Genomic DNA, 24,048 nt, shown 5'->3' with positions numbered 1-24,048 from the left:
CGCCGCCGTCCTCTCACCAAAACTGTCCGGCGGCGGGCTCTAACGAGGCATACAGCACATGCAAATTGAAACTTACATCATCGTGTTCGGCCTTCTGGCCGGCTGGATCGCAACCGCCGTTTACCTGCAAAAAGCAGTCAAAAAGGCTTATCTGCGCGGGCTCAATAGCAAGAATGCCATTCATGAGGAACAGATTCAGGGCTTGAGACAGGACCTTCACCACCAGATCGCGCTTCGCCAAGCCGATTCGGTGGCTTTATCACCATCCCCCTGCTCTGCCGCTGATCACGAGCTGCTGACCCAAATCTCAACAAGTCTCGCGATCGCCTTGAACACCTGGAAAGCGTTCCCTGGCACCAAAGCAATGACCACCAAGGTGACACAGCAACGCGCCGACCTCGCCTTGTTTGCCGCAAAACTGTGGGTTGCAGGCTATCCAGCACAGCAGGTAGGGGAGGACGCAGCATGACTACCTTCCATGCATGCCCGTTCTGCGGCCAGCAGAACGCTTTCGTCGAGCAGTTGGATAGCGACGCTTCCGTCGTCGTCTGCCAAGGCCGCATAAGCGAGCATTCTGCGTGCCTTGCCCGTGGGCCAGTCGGAGTTCGACAGGACGACCACGAAGACCAGCCAGGGTATGACAAGGCGGTTGAAGAGTGGAATCGTCGAGCAGCCGCCCTATCCGCCAGCCCAATCCCAACTCCAGCTAATTGCTGCAACTGCGGCGCATGCCCCGCCGGATGTGTCGCGGCACAGAGGACCATCGTATGACCTCCTTTGCCAAAGCTCCGTTTGACTTCAAAACCCAGTACCACCTCGGCTTTAGCACTCAAGACGATGAGATTGTTGTCGACTTCTTTTGCGGTGGTGGTGGTGCTGGTACCGGCTTGGAAATGGGCCTGGGCCGCGCTGTAAACGTCGCGAAGAACCACAGCCCGCAAGCGATCAGCATGCACACCATGAACCACCCAGGCGCCCAGCACTTCACCACCGACGTGTTCGAGGGTGACCCGGACACCGAGTGCGGCGGCCGCGCGGTCGGCTGGTTCCACATGTCACCGGACTGCACGCATCACAGCCAGGCAGCCGGCGGCCAGCCTCGCAAGCGCGAGATCCGCAACCTGTCGTGGATCGGGCACAAGTGGGCAGGCATGAAGCGGCCCCGGGTAATCAGCCTGGAGAACGTGAAACAGATCCTTCAGTGGGGTCGGCTGATCGCCAAACGCGACAAGGTCACCGGCCGGGTAGTGAAACTCGGCGGCGACGTTGCCGCACCTGGTGAGGTTGTGCCGGTTGGCCAGCAGTTCCTGATCCCTGACCCGAAACAGCGCGGCCGCACCTGGCGCCGTTTCGTGGCCCTGCTGGAAGGCATGGGCTACGTCGTTGAGTGGAAGGTGATCAAGGCGTGTGACTTCGGCGCGCCGACCAGCCGGGAACGCCTGTTCATGATTGCCCGGTGCGACGGTCAGCCAATCGTGTGGCCGGAGCCAACCCACGCCAAGAACCCCACCAAGGGCCAGCAGAAGTGGAAGACCGCAGCTGACTGCATCGACTTCAGCGACCTGGGCAAAAGCATTTTTGGCCGGAAAAAGGACCTGGCCCCGGCAACCCTACGCCGCGTTGCCAAGGGCATGAAGAAGTTCGTCATCGACAGCGCGTCGCCATTCATTGTGCCGATTGCCAATTGGTCCGGCGAGGCAGTGCAGTCTGCCGATGAGCCGCTGCGCACCGTCACCTCCTACCCGAAGGGCGGAGCCTTCTCGGTGGTCACCCCGATCATTGCCCCAGCTACCCACCAGGGCAGCGACCGAATCAATGATCCACTTGAACCGCTGCCGACAGTGACCTGCGCAAACCGCGGCGAGCTGACGCTGATCAGTCCCACGCTGATTCAGTCAGGGTACGGCGAGCGGCCGGGCCAGGAGCCGCGAGTGCCTGGTCTGGATCAACCACTGGGTACCGTGGTCGCCGGCGGCGTGAAGCACGCTCTCGCAGCGGCGCACCTGGTGAAGTTCCGCTTCAATGACGCGGGCAAGGCGCTGGATGAGCCACTGCCGACCATCACCAGCGGCGGCAACTATCAGCGCCCAGCTGGTGCCGCTCACGCCATGGGCATATCCACGGTGTTCATGGCTCAAATGAATGGAGGTTTCAACACTACCGACGCCAAGAGCATCGAAGACCCGATGACCACGGTTACCAACACCGGCAGCCAGCAGCAGCTAGTGGCCGCGAATCTGGTGCACCTGCGTGGTAACTGCGATGCCCGGGACGTAAATGATCCGTTGCACACCATCAGCGCCGGCGGCCAGCACCACGGGTTGGTCAGCGCATTCATGGAGCGGGCATTCGGCGCCAGTGTTGGCCAGGGCCTGGAGGAGCCGGCGCCGACCATTACTGCCGGTGGTGGCGGCAAAAGCTCACTGGTGTCGCTCACCCTGTCACCAGAGCATGAAGCCGGCGCCCTGCGCGTCGCCGCTTTCCTGATCAGCTACTACGGTACCGAGAACATCAGCGCTTGCGACTCGCCGGCGCCGACGATCACCACGAAGGACCGCCTCGCGATGGTCACCGTGATGGTCAAGGGCACGCCCTACGTGATCGTCGATATCTGCCTTCGCATGTTGAAACCGGCTGAGCTGTACAAGGCTCAGGGCTTCCCCGCTGATTACATCATCAGCCACGGCGCCGACGGCAAGCCGTTCACCAAAACCCAACAGGTGCACATGTGCGGCAACAGTGTCAGCCCGCCGCCGATGGCTGCATTAGCGCATGCCAATGACCCGTGGCAAATCACGGTGCAACAGCAGGAGGCAGCATGAAAATCACGGCACCCGTCATTCGCTACCACGGCGGCAAGTTTCGGCTTGCTCCCTGGGTGATTGAACACTTCCCACCGCACACCTGCTACGTCGAACCGTTCGGTGGCGCCGCCGGCGTGCTGGTGCAAAAGCCTCGGAGCTACGCCGAGGTGTACAACGACCTCGATCAGGACATCGTTAACCTTTTCGAATGTCTGCGTGACGACGAATTACGCCAACGTCTAACCGAGCAATTGGTGTTAACCCCCTACTCGCGAGTCGAGTTTGAGCGAGCCTGGCTGTCCGCCGACAACCAGATCGAGCGCGCCCGTCGCACAGTGATACGTGCCCAGATGGGATTCGGGTCAGCCGGAGCCACCAAGGGCATCACTGGCTTTCGTATCGACTCAAAACGCCAGTACGGCACCGCCCAGCAACTCTGGACACGCTTCCCCGACCAGCTGGCGGCAATCGGCCAGCGTCTCGCCGGCGTTCTCATTGAAAACCGGCCGGCAATCGAGGTGATGGCGGCTCACGATGCGCCGTCGACACTTCACTACGTCGACCCACCCTACATGCACGCAACTCGGGTTCGAGGCTCTACGAAAGGGCGTTACTACCGCCACGAACTGGATGATGCCCAACACCTGGAGCTTCTGGCCACCCTTAATAACCTGCAGGGAATGGTGATTATTTCCGGCTACCCCAACCAAATGTACGACACGGCTCTACCTGGCTGGACGCGCAATCAAACCAACGCTCGTATATCAGCTGGCCGAGGTGGAGCTACGCGGCAGGAATGCCTATGGATAAACCCAGCAGGTATGCATGCCCTGCAGCAGTCGGGATTGCAGCTTGGAGCGACCGCATGACGAACCTTCGACGAACAGTCCGAATCCGCCAAGGACAGATGGCCCCCCTCGACCTGAGCACCATCTGTGACAAGTGCAACAAGTCACGAGCCCACGGCAACCACCAAAAATGCAGCAAGCAGCGTCAGGCCGAAAGCATCGCTCGGCGCGCTGGGGAGATAGCACAATGAGCGCAGCAGAGAAACTCGACTTCCACATCACACCAGGCGCCTGGTTTCGGCAGGATCTGCTTTACCCAGTCTTCGGCCTAAGTACCGAAGCGGTTCGGAAATATCGCACCCGAGGTCTGTGGCTGGAAGGCAAACACTGGCGTTATGACCCGGCCAACGTAATTGTCTACAACCGTGCCGCCATCGAGCGCTGGATGGAAGGACAGCCATGATCGACAAGATGCCGACAGGCGTTGAGATGAACGGCAAGCAGCTACGTATCTGGTTCATCTTCAACGGCCAACGGTGCCGGGAACCCCTGGAAGGGATCTCGAAAGTAAACAAGGCCGCGATCGCCTACGCCGACAACAAGCGGCGCACCATACTCGCGGAAATCAAAGAGGGTCGCTTCGACTATGCGGCCCACTTTCCTAACTCGCCAAGGGCCGCTATGTTCACTGGAACCGGCGGCCCTTCGCTCAAGCGCACTGTAAAGGAAGGCATTGAGCGCTGGCTGGAGGTTCAGCGCGCGCTTAAAGCGTCGAGCACTGTCATCAACTACGTGAGCAAGTCTGTGCACGTAGAAAAGAAGTTCGGCAAACGCCGAATCGTCGACATCAGTAAGAGCGACATTGAGTTGTTTCAAGCACAACTGCTCAAGCAGGGCCTGGCCCCGAAGACAGTAAACGACATTTTCACCGTCGTTCGTGGGGTCTGGGCGGACGCCTTCGGCGACGGCATCCTGAAGGCCAACCCACTCGACAGGATCAGTAACGTCGGATCGGACGTGGACCTGGAGCATGCCGATCCCTTCAGTCGCACCGAGATCGAATTGATCGGCAAAACGGACCCTGACCGCCGTCCCGACACCCGGATGATTGAGTTCAACTGCTGGGCCGGGATGTCCCTTTCCGAACTCATCGGACTTGCCGTTGAAGACGTAGATCTTGATGCCGGCCTGGTCCACGTCCGCCGTGCTTTGGTCGTCGGCGAGTTCAAAGTCCCCAAAGAGCGCTCCAGGGTCCGAGTCATCGAGCTTATAGACCCGGCCCTCGCACTGATGCGGGAGATAGTTGCCGCCGCCAATGAGGCTGTAACCGAGGAGATCACCGTTATCCAGCGCGACAACATCACGTCTAAGAAGATGAAGGTCAGGTTCCTTTTCCGCAGTTCGACCAGCGGTTTACTCTGGAACGGCAAAACGCTGAGCAACTGGTTCACCGCCCATCTGAAAAAAGCAGAGGTTCGCCACCGAGGCGCCAACCAATGCCGCCACACTTTTGCCAGCCAGATGCTGTCGAGCTATGTCCCGGTCGAATGGGTAGCACGTCAACTTGGACACGCGGATACAACAATGGTGAGAAAGCACTACGGGAGATGGATACCGAAGGACACCAAGAGCATGGCGGGTATCGTGTCGAAAATGTTGGGGTTTAGAGCGGACTAGAGCGGTATACAGGGAAAGGTTTGTGCCCTAAAAATGCCCTAAACAATATGACAGAAACGAAAAAGCCCCTGTAATCTTCAACGATTACAGGGGCTTAGTCTTATTCAATAATGGCGGAGAGATAGGGATTCGAACCCTAGGTACCGGTGAAGGTACAACGGATTTCGAATCCGTCCCATTCGGCCACTCTGGCATCTCTCCAACGGCGCGCATCATAACAGCCTGTTTCCTGGAAGCAAAGCGCCAAAGCGATTTTTTTCCGTGCTATCAGATGCTTGCGTCGATTACAGCGGTACGCCTAGACGGTTGGCGACTTCTTCGTAGGCTTCGATGACATCACCGAGGCCCTGGCGGAAGCGGTCTTTGTCCATCTTCTTGCGGGTGTCTTTGTCCCACAGGCGGCAGCCGTCCGGGCTGAATTCGTCGCCCAGGACGATGGAGCCGTCGTGGAACACACCGAATTCCAGTTTGAAGTCCACCAGCAGCAGGCCGGCGTCGTCGAACAGTTTGCTCAGGACGTCGTTGACCTTCAGCGACAGTTCTTTCATGCGCGCCAGTTGTTCAGCCGTGCCCCAACCAAATGCCACCACGTGGGATTCGTTGATGAACGGGTCACCCTTGGCGTCGTCTTTCAGGAACAGTTCGAAGGTGTAGGGGTTGAGCTTGAGGCCCTCCTCCACGCCCAAACGCTTCACCAGGCTGCCGGCCGCATAGTTACGCACGACGCACTCGACCGGGATCATGTCGAGTTTTTTCACCAGGCATTCGTTGTCGCCCAGCAGTTTGTCGAATTGGGTCGGAATGCCGGCCGCTTCGAGTTTCTGCATGATGAAGGCGTTGAACTTGTTGTTCACCATGCCTTTGCGGTCGAGCTGTTCGATGCGCTTGCCGTCGAACGCCGAGGTGTCGTTGCGAAACAGCAGGATCAAGCGGTTGGCGTCGTCGGTCTTGTAAACCGATTTGGCTTTGCCGCGGTAGAGTTCTTCACGTTTTTCCATGATGGGCTCCGCTTGCTAAGTAGGTGGGCTAGGCGATGTGTCGCCAGTCGAGCCCTGAATCTTGATCGGCCAGTTGCAGCCAGTCCGGGTCGCACCCAAGGGTGTCGACAAAACATTGCCGGGCCAGCTGCGGCAGGTTGTTCTTGCTGCTCAGGTGGGCCAGGACCAGGTGTTGCAGGTCTTGCCAGCCCAACTCATACACCAGGTACGCCGCCTGGTGGTTATTCAAATGTCCAAACTGCCCGCCGACCCGCTGCTTGAGAAAGGCCGGGTAGTGGCCACGCGCAAGCAGGTCACGGCAGTGGTTGGACTCGATCATCAATGCGTCGAGGTCCCGGTAACCGTCCAGCACCTTGGCGCAGTACGAACCCAGGTCAGTGAGCAGGCCAAAACGCCGTTCACCGTCACTGAATACGTATTGCGTCGGTTCCTGGGCATCGTGGGCCACTTCAATCACATCGATGCTCAAGGCACCGATCTGCAATTGTTCGCCACCGGCCAGCAAACCTGCGGGCTCAATCGGTTTGCGCATCCCGCGCAAGGTGCCGCGACTCAGGTACACCGGAAGATTGTAGCGCCGAGACAGCAAACCCACGCCATGCACGTGGTCGGCATGTTCGTGGGTCACCAGAATCGCGCTCAGCTGCGCGGGGTGAACCCCCAGGCGCAGCAGGCGCCGCTCGGTTTCCCGCAGGGAGAAACCACAATCCACCAGGACGTACGTGTCGTCATGGGCTACAAGCGTGCCGTTCCCTTGGCTACCGCTGCCGAGAACGGCAAAACGCATCGGATCAGCCCAGGTTGTCCTGAATCACGCCCAACACTTTGCGCGCCACTTCTGCCGGCGCCACGGTGTTGATGTTTTTCTCGACGGTGACTTGCACGCTTTCGCCTACCTTGCTCAAACGAACCTGGTAACGCTCGGCGCGAGTCTCGATCTCTTCCTTGGTCGGCTTGCTGCCGAACAACTTGCTGAAGAAACCTGGCTCGTCGTCTTTCTTCTCGGCTTTTTCGGCCAGGTTGATGTAGTACAGGCCCAGGCTGCGGTTGATGTCTTCAACGCGCCATTCGCCGTGCTCCAGCGCGCGGCCGACACTCGACCAGGCGCGGTCCAGGTCTTCACCCAGGTTGAGCACCACGTTGCCGCTGCCGTCTTCGCTGAGGCTGACGCGGCTAGGTGTGTCAAAGCTACCGGCGGCGAGCAGGGAGACGGAGCCGCCCTTCTCGGAAATACGGCTCATGCTGGCGAGCATTTCGTCGACCAGGGCAGCGTCCACGCCGGTGTTGACCGAACGTGGGGTGAAATCGACGTTGGCGGTGCTGCCGGCAGGACGCTCGGCGCTGACTACGTAGACTTCACTGGTGTTGCGTTGCACGCCTGGCTCGATACGCACGCGGATGCGGGCTTCGCTGTCATTGGCTACACCACCGGCCTGCAGGCGCTTGGCCATGGATGCCGACAGTTCGCTGGTGTGCTGCCACGCGGTGGTGAACTCACCGGTCTGCGGGCGTTGTTCGTCAATGCGGAAACCGTTGTCCTGGAAGAACTGGACCGCCACCGGCCAGACTTCGGCAGGTGGGCGCTGGGCCATGACCCAACGGGTGTCGCCGCTCTTCTGCAGGCTGTAGTCGCTGGCGTCGGCCACGGCCGACAACGGCTGTGGACGCGGCACTTCGTATTCACCCTTGACGGTGTCGTCGGCCACGTTGCGCGGAATCGGCAGCAACGGGTCAAGGCGCTTGGCGACATTGACGTCCGGCGGCAATTTCATCGGGGCGGTTTGTTGGGCTTCCAGGTAATCGCTACCGCGGTCGCGGAAGTAGCCTTCCGGGCCCCAGATCCAACCGCAGCCACTGGTGCTGGAGATAATCAAGGCAAGTGCGGAAAGTCCGGCCAATCGCTTCATGCGTAGTGCTTCCTCAATTAAACCAGGACGCCGGACTGGCGCAGGGCCTGTCGCAGCGGTTCGTGACAGGCTTCGCTGAGCCAGGTGAGCGGCAGACGGATACCGTCCGGCATCAGGCCCATCTCATGCAGCGCCCATTTCACGGGGATAGGGTTGGATTCGATAAACAGGGTTTTGTTGAGCGGTGCCAGTTGTTCGTGGATCGCCCGGGCCTTGACCGCATCACCGGCGATGGCCGCGGCACACAGCTCGCTCATGGCGCGCGGTGCAACGTTGGCAGTCACCGAGATGTTGCCTTTGCCGCCCAGCAGGATCAGCTCGACCGCCGTGGCGTCATCACCGGAGTACACCAGGAAGTCGCTGCTGACGCCGGCCAGGATGTCCTTGGCGCGCTGCAGGTCACCGGTGGCTTCCTTGATACCGATGATGTTCGGTACGGTGGACAGGCGGATCACGGTCTCGGCCTTCATGTCGCAGGCGGTGCGACCGGGTACGTTGTAGAGGATCTGCGGGATATCGACCGCTTCGGCAACGGCGCGGAAGTGCAGGTACAGGCCTTCCTGGGTCGGCTTGTTGTAGTACGGCGTCACCAGCAGGCAGGCATCGGCGCCGGCTTTCTTGGCGTTGCTGGTCAATTCGATCGCTTCGCGGGTCGAATTGGCGCCCGTGCCGGCGATGACAGCAATGCGCCCTGCAACGCGCTTGACCACGAACTCGATCACTTCGATGTGTTCTTCCACATCCAGTGTGGCCGATTCACCTGTGGTGCCGACCGCCACGATGGCGTTGGTGCCCTCTTGCAGGTGGAAGTCCACCAGTTTGCCCAGGCTGTCCCAGTCGAGATTACCTTGTGCATCCATGGGTGTGACCAGTGCCACCATACTGCCCGCAATCATGCAACCGCTCCTGCCGGAAAAAGAGAGCGGTAATGGTACTGGCGCCAAGATGCTTGTACAAGCGAAGTACCGCCTGAGGATGCGTTCTGGATCAACTTAGTTCGCGGCAGCGCCATCATTCTGCCAAAGCGGGGTTTGATGAAGCTGATTACGTAATGAAAACGCCACCTCCTAGCCCTTGGCGATGGTTTTCGCTACCCTTCATCCTTTGATTGATACCGCTTGCATCGTATCGACCGCTCATCGTTTTAGGAAGGCTGCATGTCCACCCCCACAGTCCGCGAACAATTCCTTGTCATCAGTGCCCTTGGCGCCAACCCCATGGAGCTGACTAACGTCCTGTGCCGCGCCAGCCATGAAAACCGCTGCGCCGTCGTGACCTCCCGCCTGACCCGCCATGGCGAGTGCAGTGCGCTGGTCCTGCAGATTTCCGGGACCTGGGATGCCCTGGCCCGCCTTGAAACCGGTTTACCGGGTTTGGCGAAGAAGCATGACTTCACGGTCAACGTGGTGCGCAGCGCCGCCCTGGAGAACCGTCCACAGGCCCTGCCCTACGTGGCCTATGTCAGTTCGGCCTACCGCTCGGACATCGTCAACGAGCTGTGCCAGTTCTTTATCGACCACAACGTCGAGCTGGAAAACCTGACCTGCGACACCTATCAGGCTCCGCAGACCGGCGGCACCATGCTCAACGCCACCTTTACCGTGACCTTGCCGGCCGGCGTACAGATCAGTTGGCTGCGCGACCAGTTCCTGGATTTCGCCGATGCCCTGAACCTCGACGCACTGATCGAGCCTTGGCGCCCACAGAACCCTATGTAAGGAAGTCTTCATGTCTGTAGTGATCGACCAACCGGTAGCCGACTTCGAAGCCCAGGCCACCAGCGGGCAAACCTTCAGCCTCGCCGGGCTCAAGGGCAAGCAAGTGGTGATCTACTTCTACCCGAAAGACAGCACCCCGGGCTGCACCACTGAAGGCCAGGGCTTCCGTGACCAGCATGCTGCGTTCAAGGCGGCCAACACCGAGGTGTTTGGCGTGTCCCGGGACAGCGTGAAGTCCCACGAGAACTTCAAGGCAAAGCAGGAATTCCCCTTTGAGCTGATCAGCGACAAGGACGAAGCGGTTTGCCAGCTGTTTGATGTGATCAAGCTGAAGAAGCTGTATGGCAAGGAATACCTGGGTGTTGATCGCAGCACCTTCCTGATCGACAAGAATGGCGTACTGCGCCAGGAATGGCGCGGTGTGAAAGTGCCAGGCCATGTGGATGCAGTGCTCGAAGCGGCGCAGGCGCTGAACCAGGCTTGATTCACCTGCTGGCTTTGAAATAGCTATCGCAGCCAAGCCAGCTCCCACCTGTGATCATTGTTCGACAGGACAACTCAGTCAATGTGGGAGCCGGGCTTGCCCGCGATGAGGCCCTGCACCGGCACCACAAATATCAGAGTAACGGCGCCACCACCGGCTCCTGCCGAGGCCAGGCATCCAGCACTGCCTTGAACAGCGTCGCCAGGGGAATCGCAAAGAACACCCCCCAGAAGCCCCACAACCCGCCAAACAACAACACCGCACAGATGATCGCCACCGGATGCAGGTTCACCGCCTCGGAGAACAGCAGCGGCACCAGCACGTTGCCGTCCAGCACCTGGATGATGCCGTACACCGCCATCAGGTAGATGAACTGATCACTCCAGCCCCACTGGAACAGCGCGATCAACATCACCGGCACCGTCACCACCACCGCGCCAACGTATGGCACCACCACTGAAACACCCACCAGCAGCGCCAACAGGGCAGCGTAGTTAAGCCCCAGCGCGACAAAACCGATGTAAGTGACGCCACCGCAGATAAAAATCTCGATAACCTTGCCGCGGATGTAGTTGGCAATCTGCCGGTTCATTTCCTCGGCGACCCGGGTAATCAGCGCACGCTCACGGGGCAGATAGCCACGCACCCAGCGACCGATCATCTCGCGGTCCTTGAGGAAGAAAAACACCAGGATCGGCACCAGTACCAGGTAGATCATGATGTTGACCAGCAGCGGCAAGCTCGAAAGGGAAAAGGTCAGCGCCCACTGTCCGAACTTTCCGATTTCGCCGCGAGCCACCTCAATGGCCTGCAGGACCTGCTCGTCCGACACAAGGTGCGGATAGCGCTCAGGCAACAGCAGCAGCAATGACTGCCACTTGGCGAGCATACCCGGTAGCTCGTTGAACAAGGTGATCAACTGGTGCCACAGCAAAGGCACCACGATCACGATAAATACCAGCAACAGCCCCATGAACAAGGCAAATACCAGACCCACCGCTGCCCCACCCGGCAAGCGCAGACGCTCCAGGATGGAGACCAGGCCTTGCATCAGGTACGCCAGCACCATCCCCGCCAGTACCGGCGCCAGCATGCCGCCCAAAGTGAGCACGGCCGTAAAGGCAAGAAACAGCAGGACGGCCAGCACCACGGCTTCTTCGTCGGAGAAGTAGCGCTGAATCCAGTCACGTAACACTTTGAACATCAATAAACCTCAGGCGATAAGGACAGCATATTCAAGCGATTCAGGCCTTGCGCAACCAGTAACGATAGACGCCCGCTTCGTCTTCTTCATGCAGCAGGGTGTGGCCGGCCAGCTTGGCAAACGTACGAAAGTCCCGCTGGGAGCCAGCGTCCGTGGCGATCACCTTGAGCACCGCGCCGCTGGCCAGCCGATTGAGCTCCAGCTTGGCCTTGAGCAACGGCAGCGGGCAGTTAAGGCCACTGGCATCCAGTTCGGCATCGAAGGCTACAGCGTCGGTCATGGTCTAACTCCGGGTGGGCGTCGAGGGCGCTTAGAATATCTGGTCCGAAGCTCAGTGTCCGGCTACAGTAAGCTCTTTGTCGAAAGGCTTTGTGCATGACTTTTTTGCGCCCTACCCTGCTGACGCTGGCTTGCCTGCTTGCCTCTCCAGGCTTCGCCGACGACCTGCCGTCACTTGGCGACGCCAGTTCTGCCATTGTCTCGCCAAAACAGGAATACGATCTGGGTCGGGCATGGCTGGCCTACCTGCGTGGCCAGGTCTCGCAACTCAACGACCCGCAGCTCAAGGATTACGTCGAATCCAGCGTTTATAAGCTGGTGGAAACCAGCCAGGTCAATGACCGGCGCCTGGAATTCATTCTGATCAACAGCCCGCAGTTGAACGCCTTTGCCGCACCGGGCGGCATCGTCGGGGTCAACGGCGGCCTGTTCCTCAACGCCCAGACCGAAGGCGAATATGCCTCGGTACTGGCCCACGAACTGGCTCACTTGTCCCAACGTCACTTCGCACGAGGCGTGGAAGCACAGCAGCGCATGCAGATCCCGATGATGGCTGCGCTGCTCGGCGGCATCATCGCTGCCGCCGCTGGCGCAGGCGATGCGGGCATTGCCGCGATCGCCGGCAGCCAGGCCGCCGCGATCCAGGAGCAACGGCGCTTTTCCCGGCAAAACGAGCAAGAGGCTGACCGCATCGGCATTCTCAACCTGGAGAAAGCCGGCTACGACCCACGGTCCATGCCAACCATGTTCGAGCGCTTGATGCGCCAGTACCGTTTCGATGCCAAGCCGCCTGAATTCCTGCTGACTCACCCGGTAACCGAATCGCGGATCGCCGACACCCGCAACCGTGCGGAGCAAGCCAAGCTGGGTGGCATTGAGGACAGCCTGCGCTATCAACTGATCCGTGCTCGAGTGCAACTGTATTACGAAGACACTCCGGGGCTGGCCGCCAAACGTTTCCAGGCCCAGCTGGATGAAAATCCGAAGAACGATATCGCGCGTTATGGCCTCGCCATCGCTCAGATCAAGGGTGCCCAGTTCAACCTGGCCCGGGAAAACCTCAAGCCGCTGCTGGCCAAGGCGCCCAACGACATCACCTACAACCTGGCGCAGATCGAGCTGGACATGACCAACAATCGCCTGCCGGATGCCCAGCAGCGTACGGACCGAATGTTGACGCAATATCCAGGCAACTATCCGCTGAACCAGGTTCGTGTGGATCTGCTGCTCAAGCAGAACCGCAACGCTGACGCGGAAAAAGCCCTGGAAGGATTGTTGAAGTCTCGCCCGGACGATCCGGACGTCTGGTACCAGGTTGCGGAAACCCGTGGCTTGTCGGGCAATATCATCGGCCTGCATCAGGCCCGGGCCGAGTACTTCGCGCTGGTGGGAGATTTCAAGCAGGCCATCCAGCAATTGGATTTCGCCAAGCGTCGCGCCGGCAGCAACTTCCCGCTTTCGTCACGTATCGACGCACGCCAGCGTGAACTGATCGACCAGGAACGCATGGTCAAAGACATGATGGGCTAAACCTTTCAGCCACAAAAAAGCCCCGCTCTCGAACATCGAGAGCGGGGCTTTTTATTGGACTAGCGGATTACTCGGCCAGTTTGAAGGTAATGAAGCTGGCACGCCCCTGACGCAGGACGCGCATCGACACCGAACGGTTCTTCGGCAGCGCCTTGGCGATGTCGGTGAACTCTTTGGTGGAGTTGATAGCCTGGTTGTTCAGGTGGGTGATGACATCACCTGGTTGCAGGCCGATCAGGGAGGCAGGACCGTCCTGGACTTCCTTGATCACTACACCGCTCTTGAGGTCGAAGCTCTTTTTCTGTTCGTCGGTCAACTCGACTACAGCAATGCCCAGGCGATTGCTGCTGCGCTCGGCACCTGGCTTGCTGTTGCCCAGCGCATCCAGCGCCGCGCCTTCTTCCGGGATCGCACCGACGGTCAGTTCGACGTTCTGGCGCTTGCCGTCACGAATCACTTCCAGCTTGGCCTTGCTACCGGCCTTGAGCGCGCCCACCAGGTGTGGCAAGTCCGCAGACATGACGATCGGCTGGCCGTTCATGCTCAGGATCACGTCACCGACTTGCAGGCCACCTTTGGCAGCAGGGCCATCGTCCTGGATCTGCGCGACCAGGGCACCGGCCGGCTTGTCGAGACCGAAGGATTCAGCCAGGTCCTTGTTCACTTCCTGGATCACCACGCCCAGCCAGCCGCGGCTGACTTTGCCACCGGTTTTCAGCTGGTTGGATACGTCCATGGCCACATCGATCGGAATCGCGAACGAAACGCCCATGAAACCACCGGAGCGGGTGTAGATCTGCGAGTTGATGCCAACGACTTCACCCGCCAGGTTGAACAACGGACCGCCGGAGTTGCCCGGGTTGATCGGCACGTCGGTCTGGATGAACGGCACGTAGTTTTCGTTCGGCAGGCTGCGACCGATGGCGCTGACGATACCCTGGGTCACAGTATGGTCAAAACCAAACGGCGAACCGATGGCGACGACCCATTGGCCGGCTTTCAGGTCCTGGGATTTGCCCAGTTTCAGCACCGGCAGGTCCTTGCCTTCGATTTTCAGCAGGGCAACGTCGGAACGTGGGTCGGTGCCCACCAGCTTGGCTTTCAGCTCACTGCGGTCCGCCAGGCGCACCAGGATCTCGTCGGCGTCGGCAATCACGTGGTTGTTGGTGAGGATGTAGCCGTCAGGCGAGATGATGAAGCCCGAGCCCAGGGACTGGGCCTCACGCTGGCCGCCACCACCGCCACGCGGCGTGCGCGGCTGGGGCATGCCGCGTTCGAAGAACTCCCGCAGCATCGGCGGCAGGCCTTCCAGGTCGGGCATCTGCTGGTTGGAGACCTTACGATCCGGCAGCTTCTGCGTAGTACTGATGTTCACCACGGCAGGCGACGCCTGCTCCACCAGCTGGGTGAAGTCAGGCAGCTCGGCCGCTTGCGCGGTAACGGCCTGACCCAGCACCAGCACCGTGGCGACTATGGATAGGTAAGACTTCAAACGTGGTATCGACATACAGCTCCCGTTACGACGAGCAGGGTTGAGCGACAGGGTTCAATAAACGCCGAAAAACTGCGACCGACATTTTTGTTCCGCGAACAAAACAAGGCCAGGGCCGTTAAGCCCTGACCTATAAAAAACATAGGGGATATTAGCAAGTGAAAAAAATGATCCAGACATTTCATGCTCTCGGCAGAGGCAGGCATCGACTATCTCCTGCGCAACATTGAAATATCAGGATGAACATAGGATTAACAACTCAAGGCTTGGCGGGCACGGTGCCACTGCGTAGTGACAGCGCAATTCGCTCGGCGGTGCCAATCGGGATCTCGCCGACGACGGTCACCATCACCTCGCCTTCCAGGGTATTCAACCGCCGTGAAACGGCGACTGTCGGGCCCAACTGGGTGCGGGTCTCGTTTACGGTCGCACCGTTAAGCGGCTCCAGGAATACCGAAAAACGCGCCAGACCATCGTCATACATCAGACTGCTGACGGTTACCTTGGTGTGGGAGTCTTTATGGGCACTGCTGTTGACCAACTGAAAGCCTGGTGGCAACCAGTCGAGGCGCCAATCCTGAGGGATCTCGACCTCCGGGGCCTTGGCGTTGGTCACCGCCACCGGCGTGCATTCGCCACTGGGCTGCAAATCACGATCGTCAGGCACCGATGTATTGAGCTGGGTGAACTGGAAACGCTCCAGCAACTGGCCCTGGTCGTTAAGCAACAATGACTTCAATGGCAGCGCAGTTTCACGATCCAGATGCAGCTCAAAACCATAACGGTATTGATCGCGGGGGGTCACGGAGACGATCACCGCATTCCGACCGGCCACGCGCGATTTGCCGATGACGGCAAGATCGTAGAACGCTTTGAGTTTTTGCGGATCAAGGGTACGCGCAGAGGTATTGGGGGAGCCCCCAAGCCCGGCAACCAGCGTGCCGCTCACGCATTGGGTACGGCCATCGACGCGCAGGACTTCCTGGGCAGAACCATCGAGCTGCAAAAGCCGCTCACGGACCTGACCATTCTGGACACGATGCCAGATGTCATGGGTAGAAAAACTACCGTTACGCTCGTAGATGAAGGTGCCCTGAAAGCTTTGCTGCTGCTCCGCCCGCCCAAGACGCGTCAGCCAGTCTTGGGCTTCATCGGCATGGGCGGGGACTGCAAACCAGCCACTGAGCAAAAGCGCAAGGAGCGGTATGGCGCGCATAAAGCTCCTTGGCGGACTAGCGGTTTTCCAGGCTTGCAGCGCGAGCGTAAGGCAGAGCGCTTTCAGTGCCTTTCAAGGCCGATTCCTGTGCGTGTTGGCGCAGGTAGCCTGGAAGACGCTGATCCTGCCAGCCGGATTGCCCTTGAAGTACACCGTTGGCCATAGGCCCGGTGGTATCGGAGCTTTCCTTGTAGCCGGCCAATACGGCTGGACCCTTGACCTGCGGGCCGGCCATGACCGGTTGCTGGGTCTGCTGGGCCAGTTCGGCACCGGCGATTTCGTCCTGGTTGTACAGGCGAACACCTGCCAATACAGCGACGGTCACCGAAGCAGCGACTGCCAGACGGCCCAGGCTACGCCAAGGACCGCGAGCAGCTTTTGCCGGAACGGCTTCATCAGCCAGTGCAGCAGAAACGGCCGCAGCAATATCCAGACGAGGGATTAGAAGATCCTTGTGCATCACCGCCCGAGCGACTTGGTAACGAGACCAGGTATCACGGGTTTCGGCATCATCAAATGCATTAAGCACTCGACGAAGTTCCAGTTCATCCGCTTCGTTATCCATCACTGCGGACAGCGATTCCTGCAGGGCATCACGACTCATGGCGGTTCCTCTCTTGGCTGTCGCCGCTGTCTCAGTTTTCCTGCAACAACGGCTGCAGGGCTTTATCGATGGCTTCCCGAGCCCGGAAGATCCGGGAGCGTACGGTACCCACCGGACATTGCATGACGCTCGCAATGTCTTCGTAACTCAGACCATCGAATTCACGTAAAGTTAACGCCGTACGCAAATCTTCTGGCAGTTGTTGAATAGTGCGATGGACGGTTCCTTCGATCTCGTCGCGCAGCAATGCACGCTCCGGCGACTCGAGATCCTTGAGGCCGTGATCACCATCATAAAATTCAGCATCTTCCGAACTAACATCACTATCCGGCGGGCGGCGACCGCGAGAAACCAGATAGTTCTTCGCCGTGTTAATGGCGATGCGATACAGCCACGTGTAAAACGCACTGTCACCGCGGAAATTACCGAGTGCACGGTACGCCTTGATAAAGGCTTCCTGTGCAACGTCCTGCGCTTCATGGGTGTCGTGCACAAACCGCACGATCAACCCGAGAATTTTGTGCTGGTATTTCAGCACTAGCAGATCAAATGCCCGCTTGTCGCCGCGTTGAACGCGCTCGACCAGCTGCTGATCCTCTTCCTGGGTTAGCATGAACACTCCTCGTTGTACTTGAAGGAGGCTTGCATAACTAATCGATCAGGCTTGCAAACATAGACTCGGACTTTTCGCAAAAGTTCTCCCCCTCCAAGCAAGTTTCCGGCGCGCACTGATTTGGCACACACGAAAAACGCAGCGCGGGCAATGCCGGCTGCGCGAATAATCTGTCGCCAGTTTCCTGACGCGCCTGACACAGACGCGGCTCAGCAAATCCAGCGTGTTCCCAGCTTTCGGGCATCCTGCTATTGAGTCGGGGCCTATGCAAAAAGTTCCCATCCCAATCGCTGTCCGTTTCATGAAAGCCGTGCAGTTCGTTGCCCGTAGTCTCACAATGCCACGAATGCCCGGCTATTGTGCCGCTCCCCCCCTCTATATACTAGTGGGCCGTGTCACCCTTTGATTCGCCGATCCAGGCGTCCTGCTTGCGCCCCCCTACGGATCGCTTTTTGCGGAATCCTTCAAATGAGCCAACAGTTTCAACACGATGTCCTGGTGATTGGCAGCGGCGCCGCGGGCTTGAGCCTTGCACTGACCCTGCCGGGCCACCTGCGCATAGCCGTACTGAGCAAGGGCGACCTCGCCAATGGCTCGACGTTCTGGGCCCAAGGCGGTGTCGCCGCGGTGCTCGATGACACCGACACGGTGCAATCCCACGTCGAAGACACCCTGAATGCCGGCGGCGGCCTGTGCAATGAAGAGGCGGTGCGCTTCACCGTCGAGCATAGCCGCGAAGCCATCCAGTGGCTGATCGACCAGGGCGTGCCCTTCACCCGCGACGAACATTCCGGCACCGACGACGGCGGCTTCGAGTTCCACCTGACCCGCGAAGGCGGCCACAGCCATCGGCGGATCATCCATGCCGCCGACGCCACCGGCGCCGCGATCTTCAAGACCCTGCTCGCCCAGGCCCGGCAACGCCCCAACATCGAACTGCTGGAACAGCGGGTCGCCGTCGACCTGATCACCGAAAAGCGCCTTGGCCTGCCGGGCGAACGCTGCCTCGGCGCCTACGTGCTCAACCGGGCCAGCGGCGAAGTCGACACCTACGGCGCGCGCTTCACCATTCTCGCCTCGGGCGGCGCAGCGAAGGTCTACCTCTATACCAGCAACCCCGACGGCGCCTGCGGTGACGGCATTGCCATGGCCTGGCGTTCGGGCTGCCGAGTGGCGAACCTGGAATTCAACCAGTTCCACCCCACTTGCCTGTATCACCCGCAGGCCAAGAGCTTCCTGATCACCGAAGCCCTGCGCGGCGAAGGCGCACACCTGAAGCTGCCCAACGGCGAACGTTTCATGCAGCGCTTCGACCCACGAGCAGAACTGGCCCCGCGGGACATCGTCGCCCGGGCCATTGACCATGAAATGAAGCGCCTGGGCATCGACTGCGTCTACCTGGACATCAGCCACAAGCCCGAAGCCTTCATCAAGACCCATTTCCCGACGGTCTACGAGCGCTGCCTGGCGTTCAATATCGACATCACCAAGGGCCCGATCCCGGTCGTCCCGGCGGCGCACTACACCTGCGGCGGCGTGATGGTCGACCAGAACGGCCGCACCGACGTGCCCGGCCTGTACGCCATTGGCGAAACCAGCTTCACCGGCCTGCACGGCGCCAACCGCATGGCCAGCAATTCGTTGCTGGAGTGTTTCGTGTACGCCCGCTCCGCCGCCGCCGACATCCTTGAACAGCTGCCGCGCATCCCGGTGCCGGCCGCCCTGCCCCGCTGGGACGCCAGCCAGGTGACCGATTCGGACGAAGACGTGATCATCGCCCACAACTGGGACGAGTTGCGGCGCTTCATGTGGGACTACGTGGGCATCGTGCGCACCAACAAGCGCCTGGCGCGGGCGCAGCACCGGGTTCGACTGTTGCTGGATGAGATCGACGAGTTCTACAGCAACTATAAAGTCAGCCGCGACCTGATCGAGCTGCGCAACCTGGCCCAGGTGGCGGAACTGATGATCCGCTCGGCCATGGAGCGCAAGGAAAGCCGGGGATTGCATTACACCCTCGACTACCCGCAAATGCTGCCCGAAGCGCGCGACACTATTCTGGTGCCAACCACCTACGGCGGCTGAATTTCAAGCGCACCCGCAGGCGCCGATGCACATCGGTAGCCTGCGAATCCCGTGGCACGCAGATCGAACGCACCCGCCAGTCACCCTGCACCCGAAAGCGCAGCACCACGATCAACGGCAACGCCAGGCTGTCGGGGCGCAGTTGCACGCTGTGCCAGCCACGCGCGGCGCTCCACAACTGCCAGCCATCCTCGTCGCGACGCAGGCCACGGATCGACGAACGGTGAGTCAGCAGGATATGACGCGGCAATACCCAACCGGCATGGGCCAGGCACAACAAGGCGCCAAAGGCTCCGAACCACCGGGACACATCGAGAAACCACAGCGCACCCAGTGCGAACGCCTGGGCGAAAAGATAAGCCGCCAGCAACTGCCCGGAGGCGTGCCAGCGGCATTCGAACGTATTACTTGGGCTGGACACGATCCAGAATCATCCGAACCATGCGCTGCAGCTCCGGGTCTTCCGATTCGGCGCGTTCCATGAACCAGCCGAACATGTCCTGATCCTCGCATTCCAGCAGCTTGCGGTAGCAGTCGCGGTCGACGTCGTTGAGGTGCGGATAGACCTCCCTGACGAACGGTACCAGCAACACGTCCAGTTCAAGCATGCCGCGGCGGCTGTGCCAGTAGAGGCGATTGAGTTCTACATCTTCGACCATGGAGCGCTCCTCAAATAGAGCGCAAGTATACAGGCCGAAGCTGCCTGGAACAGTCGGCTTTGGTCGGCCATACGGAAACTATCCATTTGCCGGGCGCCCCTCTATGATGCACTCATGACTTTTTAACCTGCGATGACCCATGGCTGACTCTGCTTTTTTCTGCCCCCTGTCCCACGAAGGCGTTCTCGCCGTCCGCGGTGCCGACGCTGCCAAGTTCCTCCAGGGACAACTGACCTGCAACCTTAACTACCTGAGTGACACCCAGGCCAGCCTGGGCGCGCGCTGCACCCAGAAAGGGCGCATGCAGTCGAGCTTCCGCATCCTGCTGCAAGGCGATGGCGTGTTGCTGGCCATGGCCACCGAACTGCTGGAGCCACAACTGGCGGACCTGAAAAAGTACGCCGTGTTCTCCAAATCCAAACTCACCGACGAAAGCGCTGCCTGGGCGCGTTTCGGTGTGTCGGATGCCGATCAGGTACTGGCCGGCCTCGGCCTCCAACTACCCGCCGAGACCGACAGCGTGGTGCGCAGCGACGACCTGATCGCCATCCGCGTATCGCCGGGCCGTGCCGAACTCTGGGCTCCCGCCGCCCAAGCTCAAACCCTGCACAGCCAACTCGCCGCACAATTGAACGAAGGTGAACTGAACCAATGGCTGCTGGGCCAGATCCGTGCCGGTATCGGCCAGGTCATGCCCCAGACCCGCGAACTGTTCATCCCGCAGATGCTCAACCTGCAAGCCGTCGGCGGCGTCAGCTTCAAGAAAGGCTGCTACACCGGCCAGGAAATCGTCGCGCGCATGCAGTATTTGGGCAAACTCAAGCGTCGCCTGTATCGCCTGAGCCTGAATGCCGGCGAGCTGCCTGAGCCCGGCACCCCACTGTTTTCCCCGAATCACAATAGTGCCATCGGCGAGGTGGTGATTGCCGCCCGTGCCGATCAGGCGATTGAACTTCTAGCGGTGCTGCAAGCCGAAGCAGCAGAGAGTGGCGATGTGCATGTAGGCACGCTGGAAGGCCCGGGCCTTCAGCTGCTCGACCTGCCCTACCAGCTGGACCGTGATCGCGAGATCCAGCGCTGATCGTCGTACCTTTTTGCTACACCCTAGAGATCTTGAATGAACAAGCTGGCGGAAAAAGTCCAACAGGCGTTGGTTGTGGCCATCGATAACGATGACCTGGTTCTGCCAACGCTGCCGGAAGTGGCCCTGAACATTCGCCAGGCCGCCGAAGACCCGGACATCAGCATCAGCCACCTGAGCAAAGTGATCGGCCGTGACACTGCCTTGTCGGCGCGACTGATCAAAGTGGTCAACAGCCCGCTGTTGCGCGCGACCCAGGAAGTCACCGACCTGCACACCGCCATCACCCGCCTGGGCACCAACTACAGCAGCAACCTGGCGATCGGCCTGGTGATGGAACAGATCTTCCACGCCCGTTCCGAAGTGGTCGAACAGAAGATGCGCGATGTCTGGCGGCGCAGCCTGGAAGTGGCCGGCGTGAGCTATGCGTTGTGCCGCAACCACAGCCAGTTGAAGCCTGACCAGGCGGCGCTGGGTGGGCTGGTGCACCAGATTGGCGTGCTACCGATCCTGACCTTCGCCGAAGATCACTATGAACTGCTGTCCGATCCGGTCAGCCTCGATCACGTGATTGAAAGCATCCACCCGTTGCTGGGGGACAAGCTGCTGCGGCGCTGGGACTTCCCGGAAATGCTGGTGAACCTGCCGGCGCAGTACATGAACCTTGAGCGCGACTCCGAGCGCCTGGACTATATCGACCTGGTGCAGGTCGCCGTGTTGTATTGCCACCGCGACACTGACCACCCGCTGGCCAGCGTACCGATATCGACGGTACCTGCGATCAAGAAACTGCGACTCGACCCCTACAGCGACACCTTGCGCGCCGAGCTGGATGAAGCACGGTCAATGTTCTACTGATTACCCCGCGATAAAACTGACCCGCACTTTCAACCCCGCCAACTCTCCGTCATGCAAGCTGATCTGCGCCAGGTGTGCCCGGCAGATCTCGCCAACAATCGCCAATCCCAAGCCCGCCCCCAAGCCCTGCTGGCTGCGCCGATAGAAGCGCTCGAACACTCGGTCCCGCTCATCCAGCGGGATGCCCGGGCCGTCATCTTCCACCTCAAGTACCGCCGGCGCCGTGACCCGCAGGATCACGTTGCCGCCCGGGGGCGTGTGGGCCAGGGCGTTGTCCACCAGGTTGCTCAACAACTCGTTCAACAAGGTGGGCTCGCCCCGCAGCCACACCGGTTCATCCGCCTCCAGCGCCAGGGCCACGCCACGCGCATGGGCCAGCGGCGCCATGGCCATGCCCAGCTCGCGAGCCAACTGGCTCAGGTCCAGCAACTGGGCCCCGCCTTCGGCAATCGCCCGGGCGCCGTTTTCGATGCGCGCCAGCGAGAGCAATTGATTGGCCAGGTGAGTCAGGCGATCAGTGCCCTGGGCTGCGGTTTCCAGGGTGGTGCGCCAGGTAGCCGGATCTTCGGCACGCAGGCCAAGCTCCAAGCGTGCCTTGAGCGCTGCCAACGGAGTGCGCAGCTCATGGGCGGCATCGGCAATAAACTGTGCCTGGCGCTCGAACTGCCCGCGCAGGCGTTCGGTGAAATGGTTGAGCGCATGTACCAGCGGGCCCAATTCATGCTGCACCTCCACCAGCGGCAATGGCCGCAGGTCATCGGGCTGACGCTCTTCCACGGCCGTGCGCAAGCGCTCCAACGGCCGCAGCGCCGCACTCACGGCAAAGAACACCAACAACAAAGCACCGATGGCCAGCATCCCCAGGCGCAGCAAGGTATCGGCCATCAGGCTGCGCGCCATCGCCACCCGCGCCTCGTCGGTTTCGGCCACGCGGATTTCCGCCATGCCGTTCATGTTCGGTTCGGAGACTGCCTTGAGCAGGCTGACCACTCTCACGTTCTGGCCTTGATACCTGGCGTTATAAAAGCGCGCCAGCGCCGGATAGTCATCGGTGCGTGGAGTACCCGGCGGCGGGCCCGGCAGGTTTTCGTAGCCGGAGATCAGCTTCTGGTGAATATCGTTGACCTGGTAGTAGATCCGCCCGGCGCTGTCGTAGGCGAACGTATCCAGGGCGACGTAGGGCACATCGGCACTCAAGGTACCGTCGCGGTGGGACAGGCCGGCCGCAATGGTCCGCGCCGAGGCCAACAGCGTTCGGTCGTAAGCCGTGTCCGCCGCCTCGCGCCCATTCCAGTAAGCGCTCAAGCCGCTGGCAATCATCAACACCACCAGCAACAGCGCCAGGTTCCACAGCAGGCGCCAGCGCAGGCTGCTGGGCTTATGCATCGCGGGCTTCCAGCAGGTACCCCAGGCCACGGAAGGTGACGATGGCTACAGGCTGGCCATCGAGTTTCTTGCGCAGGCGGTGCACGTAGATTTCGATGGCATCGGGGCTGGCCTCTTCATCCAGGCCAAACACCTGGGAGGCCAGTTGCTCCTTGCTCATCACCCGGCCAGGACGCGCGATTAGCGCCTCAAGCACCGCCTGCTCGCGGGAGGTCAACGTCAGCAATTCGCCGCCCAGGGTGAAGCGCCGCGTGTCCAGGTCGTAAATCAGCACGCCACACGCCTGTTGCCGCTCACCGCCCAGCACGCTACGGCGCAGCAGCGCCTTGACCCGGGCTTCCAGCTCCGTCAGTTCGAACGGCTTGGCCAGGTAGTCATCCGCACCCAGGTTGAGGCCATGCACGCGGTCTTTCACATCGCTGCGTGCGGTCAACATCAACACCGGCAGATTTTTCCCACGGGCCCGCAGGCGCGCCAACACTTCAAAACCGTCCATGCGCGGCAGGCCCACATCGAGAATCGCCACCGCGTATTCCTCGCTGCTCAAGGCCAGGTCCGCCGCCACTCCGTCGTGCAACACGTCGACGGTCAAACCCGTGCTCTTGAGCGCCTGGGCGACACTTTCGGCTAGCTGCAAATGGTCTTCGACCAGAAGGACACGCATG

The 24,048-nt window shown here is 60.4% G+C and carries 26 protein-coding genes and 1 tRNA gene; 12 read left to right on the top strand and 15 right to left on the bottom strand.

The window, feature by feature from the left end; all coding sequences use genetic code 11:
* The first annotated feature begins 58 nt into the window (after nucleotides 1-58).
* The 6 genes from QF039_RS02975 (at nucleotide 59) to QF039_RS02955 (ending at nucleotide 5,269) form a co-directional block, all read left to right on the top strand.
* The gene (locus tag QF039_RS02975; RefSeq protein WP_307516837.1) at nucleotides 59-469 is read left to right on the top strand and encodes a hypothetical protein; all 411 of its coding nucleotides are present in this window, start codon (nucleotides 59-61) and stop codon (nucleotides 467-469) included.
* On the top strand, nucleotides 466-771 hold the full coding sequence (locus QF039_RS33660; protein WP_373461956.1) for a Lar family restriction alleviation protein: 306 nt from the start codon (nucleotides 466-468) through the stop codon (nucleotides 769-771). Before QF039_RS02975 ends, QF039_RS33660 begins: the two co-directional genes overlap by 4 nt.
* On the top strand, nucleotides 768-2,822 hold the full coding sequence (locus QF039_RS02970; protein ID WP_307516835.1) for a DNA cytosine methyltransferase: 2,055 nt from the start codon (nucleotides 768-770) through the stop codon (nucleotides 2,820-2,822). Before QF039_RS33660 ends, QF039_RS02970 begins: the two co-directional genes overlap by 4 nt.
* Nucleotides 2,819-3,673 carry a DNA adenine methylase gene (locus tag QF039_RS02965; protein ID WP_307516834.1) on the top strand — a complete coding sequence of 285 codons (855 nt, stop codon included), beginning with the start codon at nucleotides 2,819-2,821 and terminating at the stop codon, nucleotides 3,671-3,673. The genes QF039_RS02970 and QF039_RS02965 overlap by 4 nt, the downstream gene beginning before the upstream one ends.
* Before the next feature lie 166 nt (nucleotides 3,674-3,839).
* Nucleotides 3,840-4,055 carry an excisionase family protein gene (gene xisR, locus QF039_RS02960; protein ID WP_032892978.1) on the top strand — a complete coding sequence of 72 codons (216 nt, stop codon included), beginning with the start codon at nucleotides 3,840-3,842 and terminating at the stop codon, nucleotides 4,053-4,055.
* Nucleotides 4,052-5,269 carry an Arm DNA-binding domain-containing protein gene (locus tag QF039_RS02955; RefSeq protein ID WP_307516831.1) on the top strand — a complete coding sequence of 406 codons (1,218 nt, stop codon included), beginning with the start codon at nucleotides 4,052-4,054 and terminating at the stop codon, nucleotides 5,267-5,269. The genes xisR and QF039_RS02955 overlap by 4 nt, the downstream gene beginning before the upstream one ends.
* Before the next feature lie 111 nt (nucleotides 5,270-5,380).
* On the opposite strand, the gene QF039_RS02950 is transcribed toward QF039_RS02955, so the two are convergent.
* From QF039_RS02950 to dapA, 5 genes are all read right to left on the bottom strand, one after another.
* Nucleotides 5,381-5,470: transfer RNA gene (locus tag QF039_RS02950), tRNA-Ser, on the bottom strand.
* A gap of 83 nt (nucleotides 5,471-5,553) precedes the next feature.
* Nucleotides 5,554-6,267: a phosphoribosylaminoimidazolesuccinocarboxamide synthase gene (gene purC / locus QF039_RS02945; protein ID WP_003211975.1), complete on the bottom strand. Its 714-nt coding sequence runs from the start codon at nucleotides 6,265-6,267 to the stop codon at nucleotides 5,554-5,556.
* Between the two features lie 28 nt (nucleotides 6,268-6,295).
* Nucleotides 6,296-7,054, bottom strand: a complete 759-nt coding sequence (locus QF039_RS02940; RefSeq protein ID WP_003211977.1) for an MBL fold metallo-hydrolase — start codon at nucleotides 7,052-7,054, stop codon at nucleotides 6,296-6,298.
* A gap of 4 nt (nucleotides 7,055-7,058) precedes the next feature.
* Nucleotides 7,059-8,174: an outer membrane protein assembly factor BamC gene (bamC, locus tag QF039_RS02935; protein WP_177019696.1), complete on the bottom strand. Its 1,116-nt coding sequence runs from the start codon at nucleotides 8,172-8,174 to the stop codon at nucleotides 7,059-7,061.
* A 17-nt stretch (nucleotides 8,175-8,191) separates the two neighbouring features.
* Entirely contained in the window at nucleotides 8,192-9,070 is an 879-nt protein-coding gene (gene dapA, locus QF039_RS02930) for a 4-hydroxy-tetrahydrodipicolinate synthase (protein ID WP_003211981.1), read from the bottom strand.
* Between the two features lie 261 nt (nucleotides 9,071-9,331).
* Here dapA and QF039_RS02925 point away from each other — a divergent pair, with 261 nt between their 5' ends.
* Together QF039_RS02925 and QF039_RS02920 are read left to right on the top strand one after the other, a co-directional pair.
* Nucleotides 9,332-9,892, top strand: coding sequence for a glycine cleavage system protein R (locus QF039_RS02925; RefSeq protein ID WP_003172487.1), 561 nt, complete (start codon nucleotides 9,332-9,334; stop codon nucleotides 9,890-9,892).
* Between the two features lie 10 nt (nucleotides 9,893-9,902).
* Complete coding sequence (locus tag QF039_RS02920; RefSeq protein ID WP_003211984.1) at nucleotides 9,903-10,376, top strand: peroxiredoxin; 474 nt, start codon at nucleotides 9,903-9,905, stop codon at nucleotides 10,374-10,376.
* A gap of 133 nt (nucleotides 10,377-10,509) precedes the next feature.
* On the opposite strand, the gene QF039_RS02915 is transcribed toward QF039_RS02920, so the two are convergent.
* Together QF039_RS02915 and QF039_RS02910 are read right to left on the bottom strand one after the other, a co-directional pair.
* Nucleotides 10,510-11,580, bottom strand: coding sequence for an AI-2E family transporter (locus tag QF039_RS02915; RefSeq protein WP_003211986.1), 1,071 nt, complete (start codon nucleotides 11,578-11,580; stop codon nucleotides 10,510-10,512).
* Nucleotides 11,581-11,620: 40 nt separating this feature from the next.
* Nucleotides 11,621-11,860, bottom strand: coding sequence for a sulfurtransferase TusA family protein (locus QF039_RS02910; RefSeq protein ID WP_003211989.1), 240 nt, complete (start codon nucleotides 11,858-11,860; stop codon nucleotides 11,621-11,623).
* Between the two features lie 95 nt (nucleotides 11,861-11,955).
* Here QF039_RS02910 and QF039_RS02905 point away from each other — a divergent pair, with 95 nt between their 5' ends.
* Nucleotides 11,956-13,389: a M48 family metalloprotease gene (locus tag QF039_RS02905; protein ID WP_003211991.1), complete on the top strand. Its 1,434-nt coding sequence runs from the start codon at nucleotides 11,956-11,958 to the stop codon at nucleotides 13,387-13,389.
* Between the two features lie 67 nt (nucleotides 13,390-13,456).
* Here the strand turns inward: QF039_RS02905 and QF039_RS02900 are convergent, their stop codons facing one another.
* From QF039_RS02900 to rpoE, 4 genes are all read right to left on the bottom strand, one after another.
* On the bottom strand, nucleotides 13,457-14,896 hold the full coding sequence (locus QF039_RS02900; protein ID WP_003211993.1) for a DegQ family serine endoprotease: 1,440 nt from the start codon (nucleotides 14,894-14,896) through the stop codon (nucleotides 13,457-13,459).
* Nucleotides 14,897-15,140: 244 nt separating this feature from the next.
* Nucleotides 15,141-16,097: a MucB/RseB C-terminal domain-containing protein gene (locus tag QF039_RS02895; protein WP_003211995.1), complete on the bottom strand. Its 957-nt coding sequence runs from the start codon at nucleotides 16,095-16,097 to the stop codon at nucleotides 15,141-15,143.
* 16 nt (nucleotides 16,098-16,113) lie between these two features.
* On the bottom strand, nucleotides 16,114-16,701 hold the full coding sequence (locus QF039_RS02890; RefSeq protein WP_003172479.1) for a sigma-E factor negative regulatory protein: 588 nt from the start codon (nucleotides 16,699-16,701) through the stop codon (nucleotides 16,114-16,116).
* Nucleotides 16,702-16,732: 31 nt separating this feature from the next.
* Nucleotides 16,733-17,314, bottom strand: coding sequence for an RNA polymerase sigma factor RpoE (rpoE, locus tag QF039_RS02885; RefSeq protein ID WP_003172477.1), 582 nt, complete (start codon nucleotides 17,312-17,314; stop codon nucleotides 16,733-16,735).
* A 468-nt stretch (nucleotides 17,315-17,782) separates the two neighbouring features.
* Here rpoE and nadB point away from each other — a divergent pair, with 468 nt between their 5' ends.
* Nucleotides 17,783-19,399 carry an L-aspartate oxidase gene (nadB, locus tag QF039_RS02880; protein ID WP_003211997.1) on the top strand — a complete coding sequence of 539 codons (1,617 nt, stop codon included), beginning with the start codon at nucleotides 17,783-17,785 and terminating at the stop codon, nucleotides 19,397-19,399.
* Here nadB and QF039_RS02875 read toward each other — a convergent pair.
* The gene (locus QF039_RS02875) at nucleotides 19,368-19,820 is read right to left on the bottom strand and encodes a protein YgfX (RefSeq protein WP_177008913.1); all 453 of its coding nucleotides are present in this window, start codon (nucleotides 19,818-19,820) and stop codon (nucleotides 19,368-19,370) included. The genes nadB and QF039_RS02875 overlap by 32 nt on opposite strands.
* Nucleotides 19,804-20,058 carry a succinate dehydrogenase assembly factor 2 gene (locus tag QF039_RS02870; RefSeq protein WP_003212000.1) on the bottom strand — a complete coding sequence of 85 codons (255 nt, stop codon included), beginning with the start codon at nucleotides 20,056-20,058 and terminating at the stop codon, nucleotides 19,804-19,806. The genes QF039_RS02875 and QF039_RS02870 overlap by 17 nt, the downstream gene beginning before the upstream one ends.
* A gap of 139 nt (nucleotides 20,059-20,197) precedes the next feature.
* Here QF039_RS02870 and QF039_RS02865 point away from each other — a divergent pair, with 139 nt between their 5' ends.
* Nucleotides 20,198-21,139, top strand: a complete 942-nt coding sequence (locus QF039_RS02865) for a folate-binding protein YgfZ (protein WP_307516820.1) — start codon at nucleotides 20,198-20,200, stop codon at nucleotides 21,137-21,139.
* 36 nt (nucleotides 21,140-21,175) lie between these two features.
* Nucleotides 21,176-21,997, top strand: a complete 822-nt coding sequence (locus tag QF039_RS02860) for an HDOD domain-containing protein (RefSeq protein ID WP_177035873.1) — start codon at nucleotides 21,176-21,178, stop codon at nucleotides 21,995-21,997.
* Here QF039_RS02860 and QF039_RS02855 read toward each other — a convergent pair whose 3' ends face one another.
* Together QF039_RS02855 and QF039_RS02850 are read right to left on the bottom strand one after the other, a co-directional pair.
* Nucleotides 21,998-23,383, bottom strand: a complete 1,386-nt coding sequence (locus QF039_RS02855; RefSeq protein ID WP_003212006.1) for a sensor histidine kinase — start codon at nucleotides 23,381-23,383, stop codon at nucleotides 21,998-22,000.
* Nucleotides 23,376-24,047, bottom strand: a complete 672-nt coding sequence (locus QF039_RS02850; protein ID WP_003212008.1) for a response regulator — start codon at nucleotides 24,045-24,047, stop codon at nucleotides 23,376-23,378. Before QF039_RS02850 ends, QF039_RS02855 begins: the two co-directional genes overlap by 8 nt.
* Nucleotide 24,048: the final 1 nt, after the last annotated feature.

Origin of the sequence: Pseudomonas sp. W2I6, from assembly GCF_030815935.1 — a bacterium.
Classification (GTDB): Bacteria; Pseudomonadota; Gammaproteobacteria; order Pseudomonadales; family Pseudomonadaceae; genus Aquipseudomonas.
The sequence above is the reverse complement of the archived record's forward strand: the minus strand, read 5'-3'. Positions and strand labels throughout refer to the sequence as shown.

Excerpts from the sequence above, each read along its gene's own strand:
- QF039_RS02975 (WP_307516837.1), top strand. The coding sequence starts at position 59 with ATGCAAATTGAAACTTACATCATCGTGTTCGGCCTTCTGGCCGGCTGG.
- QF039_RS33660 (WP_373461956.1), top strand. The coding sequence starts at position 466 with ATGACTACCTTCCATGCATGCCCGTTCTGCGGCCAGCAGAACGCTTTC.
- QF039_RS02970 (WP_307516835.1), top strand. The coding sequence starts at position 768 with ATGACCTCCTTTGCCAAAGCTCCGTTTGACTTCAAAACCCAGTACCAC.
- QF039_RS02965 (WP_307516834.1), top strand. The coding sequence starts at position 2,819 with ATGAAAATCACGGCACCCGTCATTCGCTACCACGGCGGCAAGTTTCGG.
- xisR (WP_032892978.1), top strand. The coding sequence starts at position 3,840 with ATGAGCGCAGCAGAGAAACTCGACTTCCACATCACACCAGGCGCCTGG.
- QF039_RS02955 (WP_307516831.1), top strand. The coding sequence starts at position 4,052 with ATGATCGACAAGATGCCGACAGGCGTTGAGATGAACGGCAAGCAGCTA.
- purC (WP_003211975.1), bottom strand. The coding sequence starts at position 6,267 with ATGGAAAAACGTGAAGAACTCTACCGCGGCAAAGCCAAATCGGTTTAC.
- QF039_RS02940 (WP_003211977.1), bottom strand. The coding sequence starts at position 7,054 with ATGCGTTTTGCCGTTCTCGGCAGCGGTAGCCAAGGGAACGGCACGCTT.
- bamC (WP_177019696.1), bottom strand. The coding sequence starts at position 8,174 with ATGAAGCGATTGGCCGGACTTTCCGCACTTGCCTTGATTATCTCCAGC.
- dapA (WP_003211981.1), bottom strand. The coding sequence starts at position 9,070 with ATGATTGCGGGCAGTATGGTGGCACTGGTCACACCCATGGATGCACAA.
- QF039_RS02925 (WP_003172487.1), top strand. The coding sequence starts at position 9,332 with ATGTCCACCCCCACAGTCCGCGAACAATTCCTTGTCATCAGTGCCCTT.
- QF039_RS02920 (WP_003211984.1), top strand. The coding sequence starts at position 9,903 with ATGTCTGTAGTGATCGACCAACCGGTAGCCGACTTCGAAGCCCAGGCC.
- QF039_RS02915 (WP_003211986.1), bottom strand. The coding sequence starts at position 11,580 with ATGTTCAAAGTGTTACGTGACTGGATTCAGCGCTACTTCTCCGACGAA.
- QF039_RS02910 (WP_003211989.1), bottom strand. The coding sequence starts at position 11,860 with ATGACCGACGCTGTAGCCTTCGATGCCGAACTGGATGCCAGTGGCCTT.
- QF039_RS02905 (WP_003211991.1), top strand. The coding sequence starts at position 11,956 with ATGACTTTTTTGCGCCCTACCCTGCTGACGCTGGCTTGCCTGCTTGCC.
- QF039_RS02900 (WP_003211993.1), bottom strand. The coding sequence starts at position 14,896 with ATGTCGATACCACGTTTGAAGTCTTACCTATCCATAGTCGCCACGGTG.
- QF039_RS02895 (WP_003211995.1), bottom strand. The coding sequence starts at position 16,097 with ATGCGCGCCATACCGCTCCTTGCGCTTTTGCTCAGTGGCTGGTTTGCA.
- QF039_RS02890 (WP_003172479.1), bottom strand. The coding sequence starts at position 16,701 with ATGAGTCGTGATGCCCTGCAGGAATCGCTGTCCGCAGTGATGGATAAC.
- rpoE (WP_003172477.1), bottom strand. The coding sequence starts at position 17,314 with ATGCTAACCCAGGAAGAGGATCAGCAGCTGGTCGAGCGCGTTCAACGC.
- nadB (WP_003211997.1), top strand. The coding sequence starts at position 17,783 with ATGAGCCAACAGTTTCAACACGATGTCCTGGTGATTGGCAGCGGCGCC.
- QF039_RS02870 (WP_003212000.1), bottom strand. The coding sequence starts at position 20,058 with ATGGTCGAAGATGTAGAACTCAATCGCCTCTACTGGCACAGCCGCCGC.
- QF039_RS02865 (WP_307516820.1), top strand. The coding sequence starts at position 20,198 with ATGGCTGACTCTGCTTTTTTCTGCCCCCTGTCCCACGAAGGCGTTCTC.
- QF039_RS02860 (WP_177035873.1), top strand. The coding sequence starts at position 21,176 with ATGAACAAGCTGGCGGAAAAAGTCCAACAGGCGTTGGTTGTGGCCATC.
- QF039_RS02855 (WP_003212006.1), bottom strand. The coding sequence starts at position 23,383 with ATGCATAAGCCCAGCAGCCTGCGCTGGCGCCTGCTGTGGAACCTGGCG.
- QF039_RS02850 (WP_003212008.1), bottom strand. The coding sequence starts at position 24,047 with ATGCGTGTCCTTCTGGTCGAAGACCATTTGCAGCTAGCCGAAAGTGTC.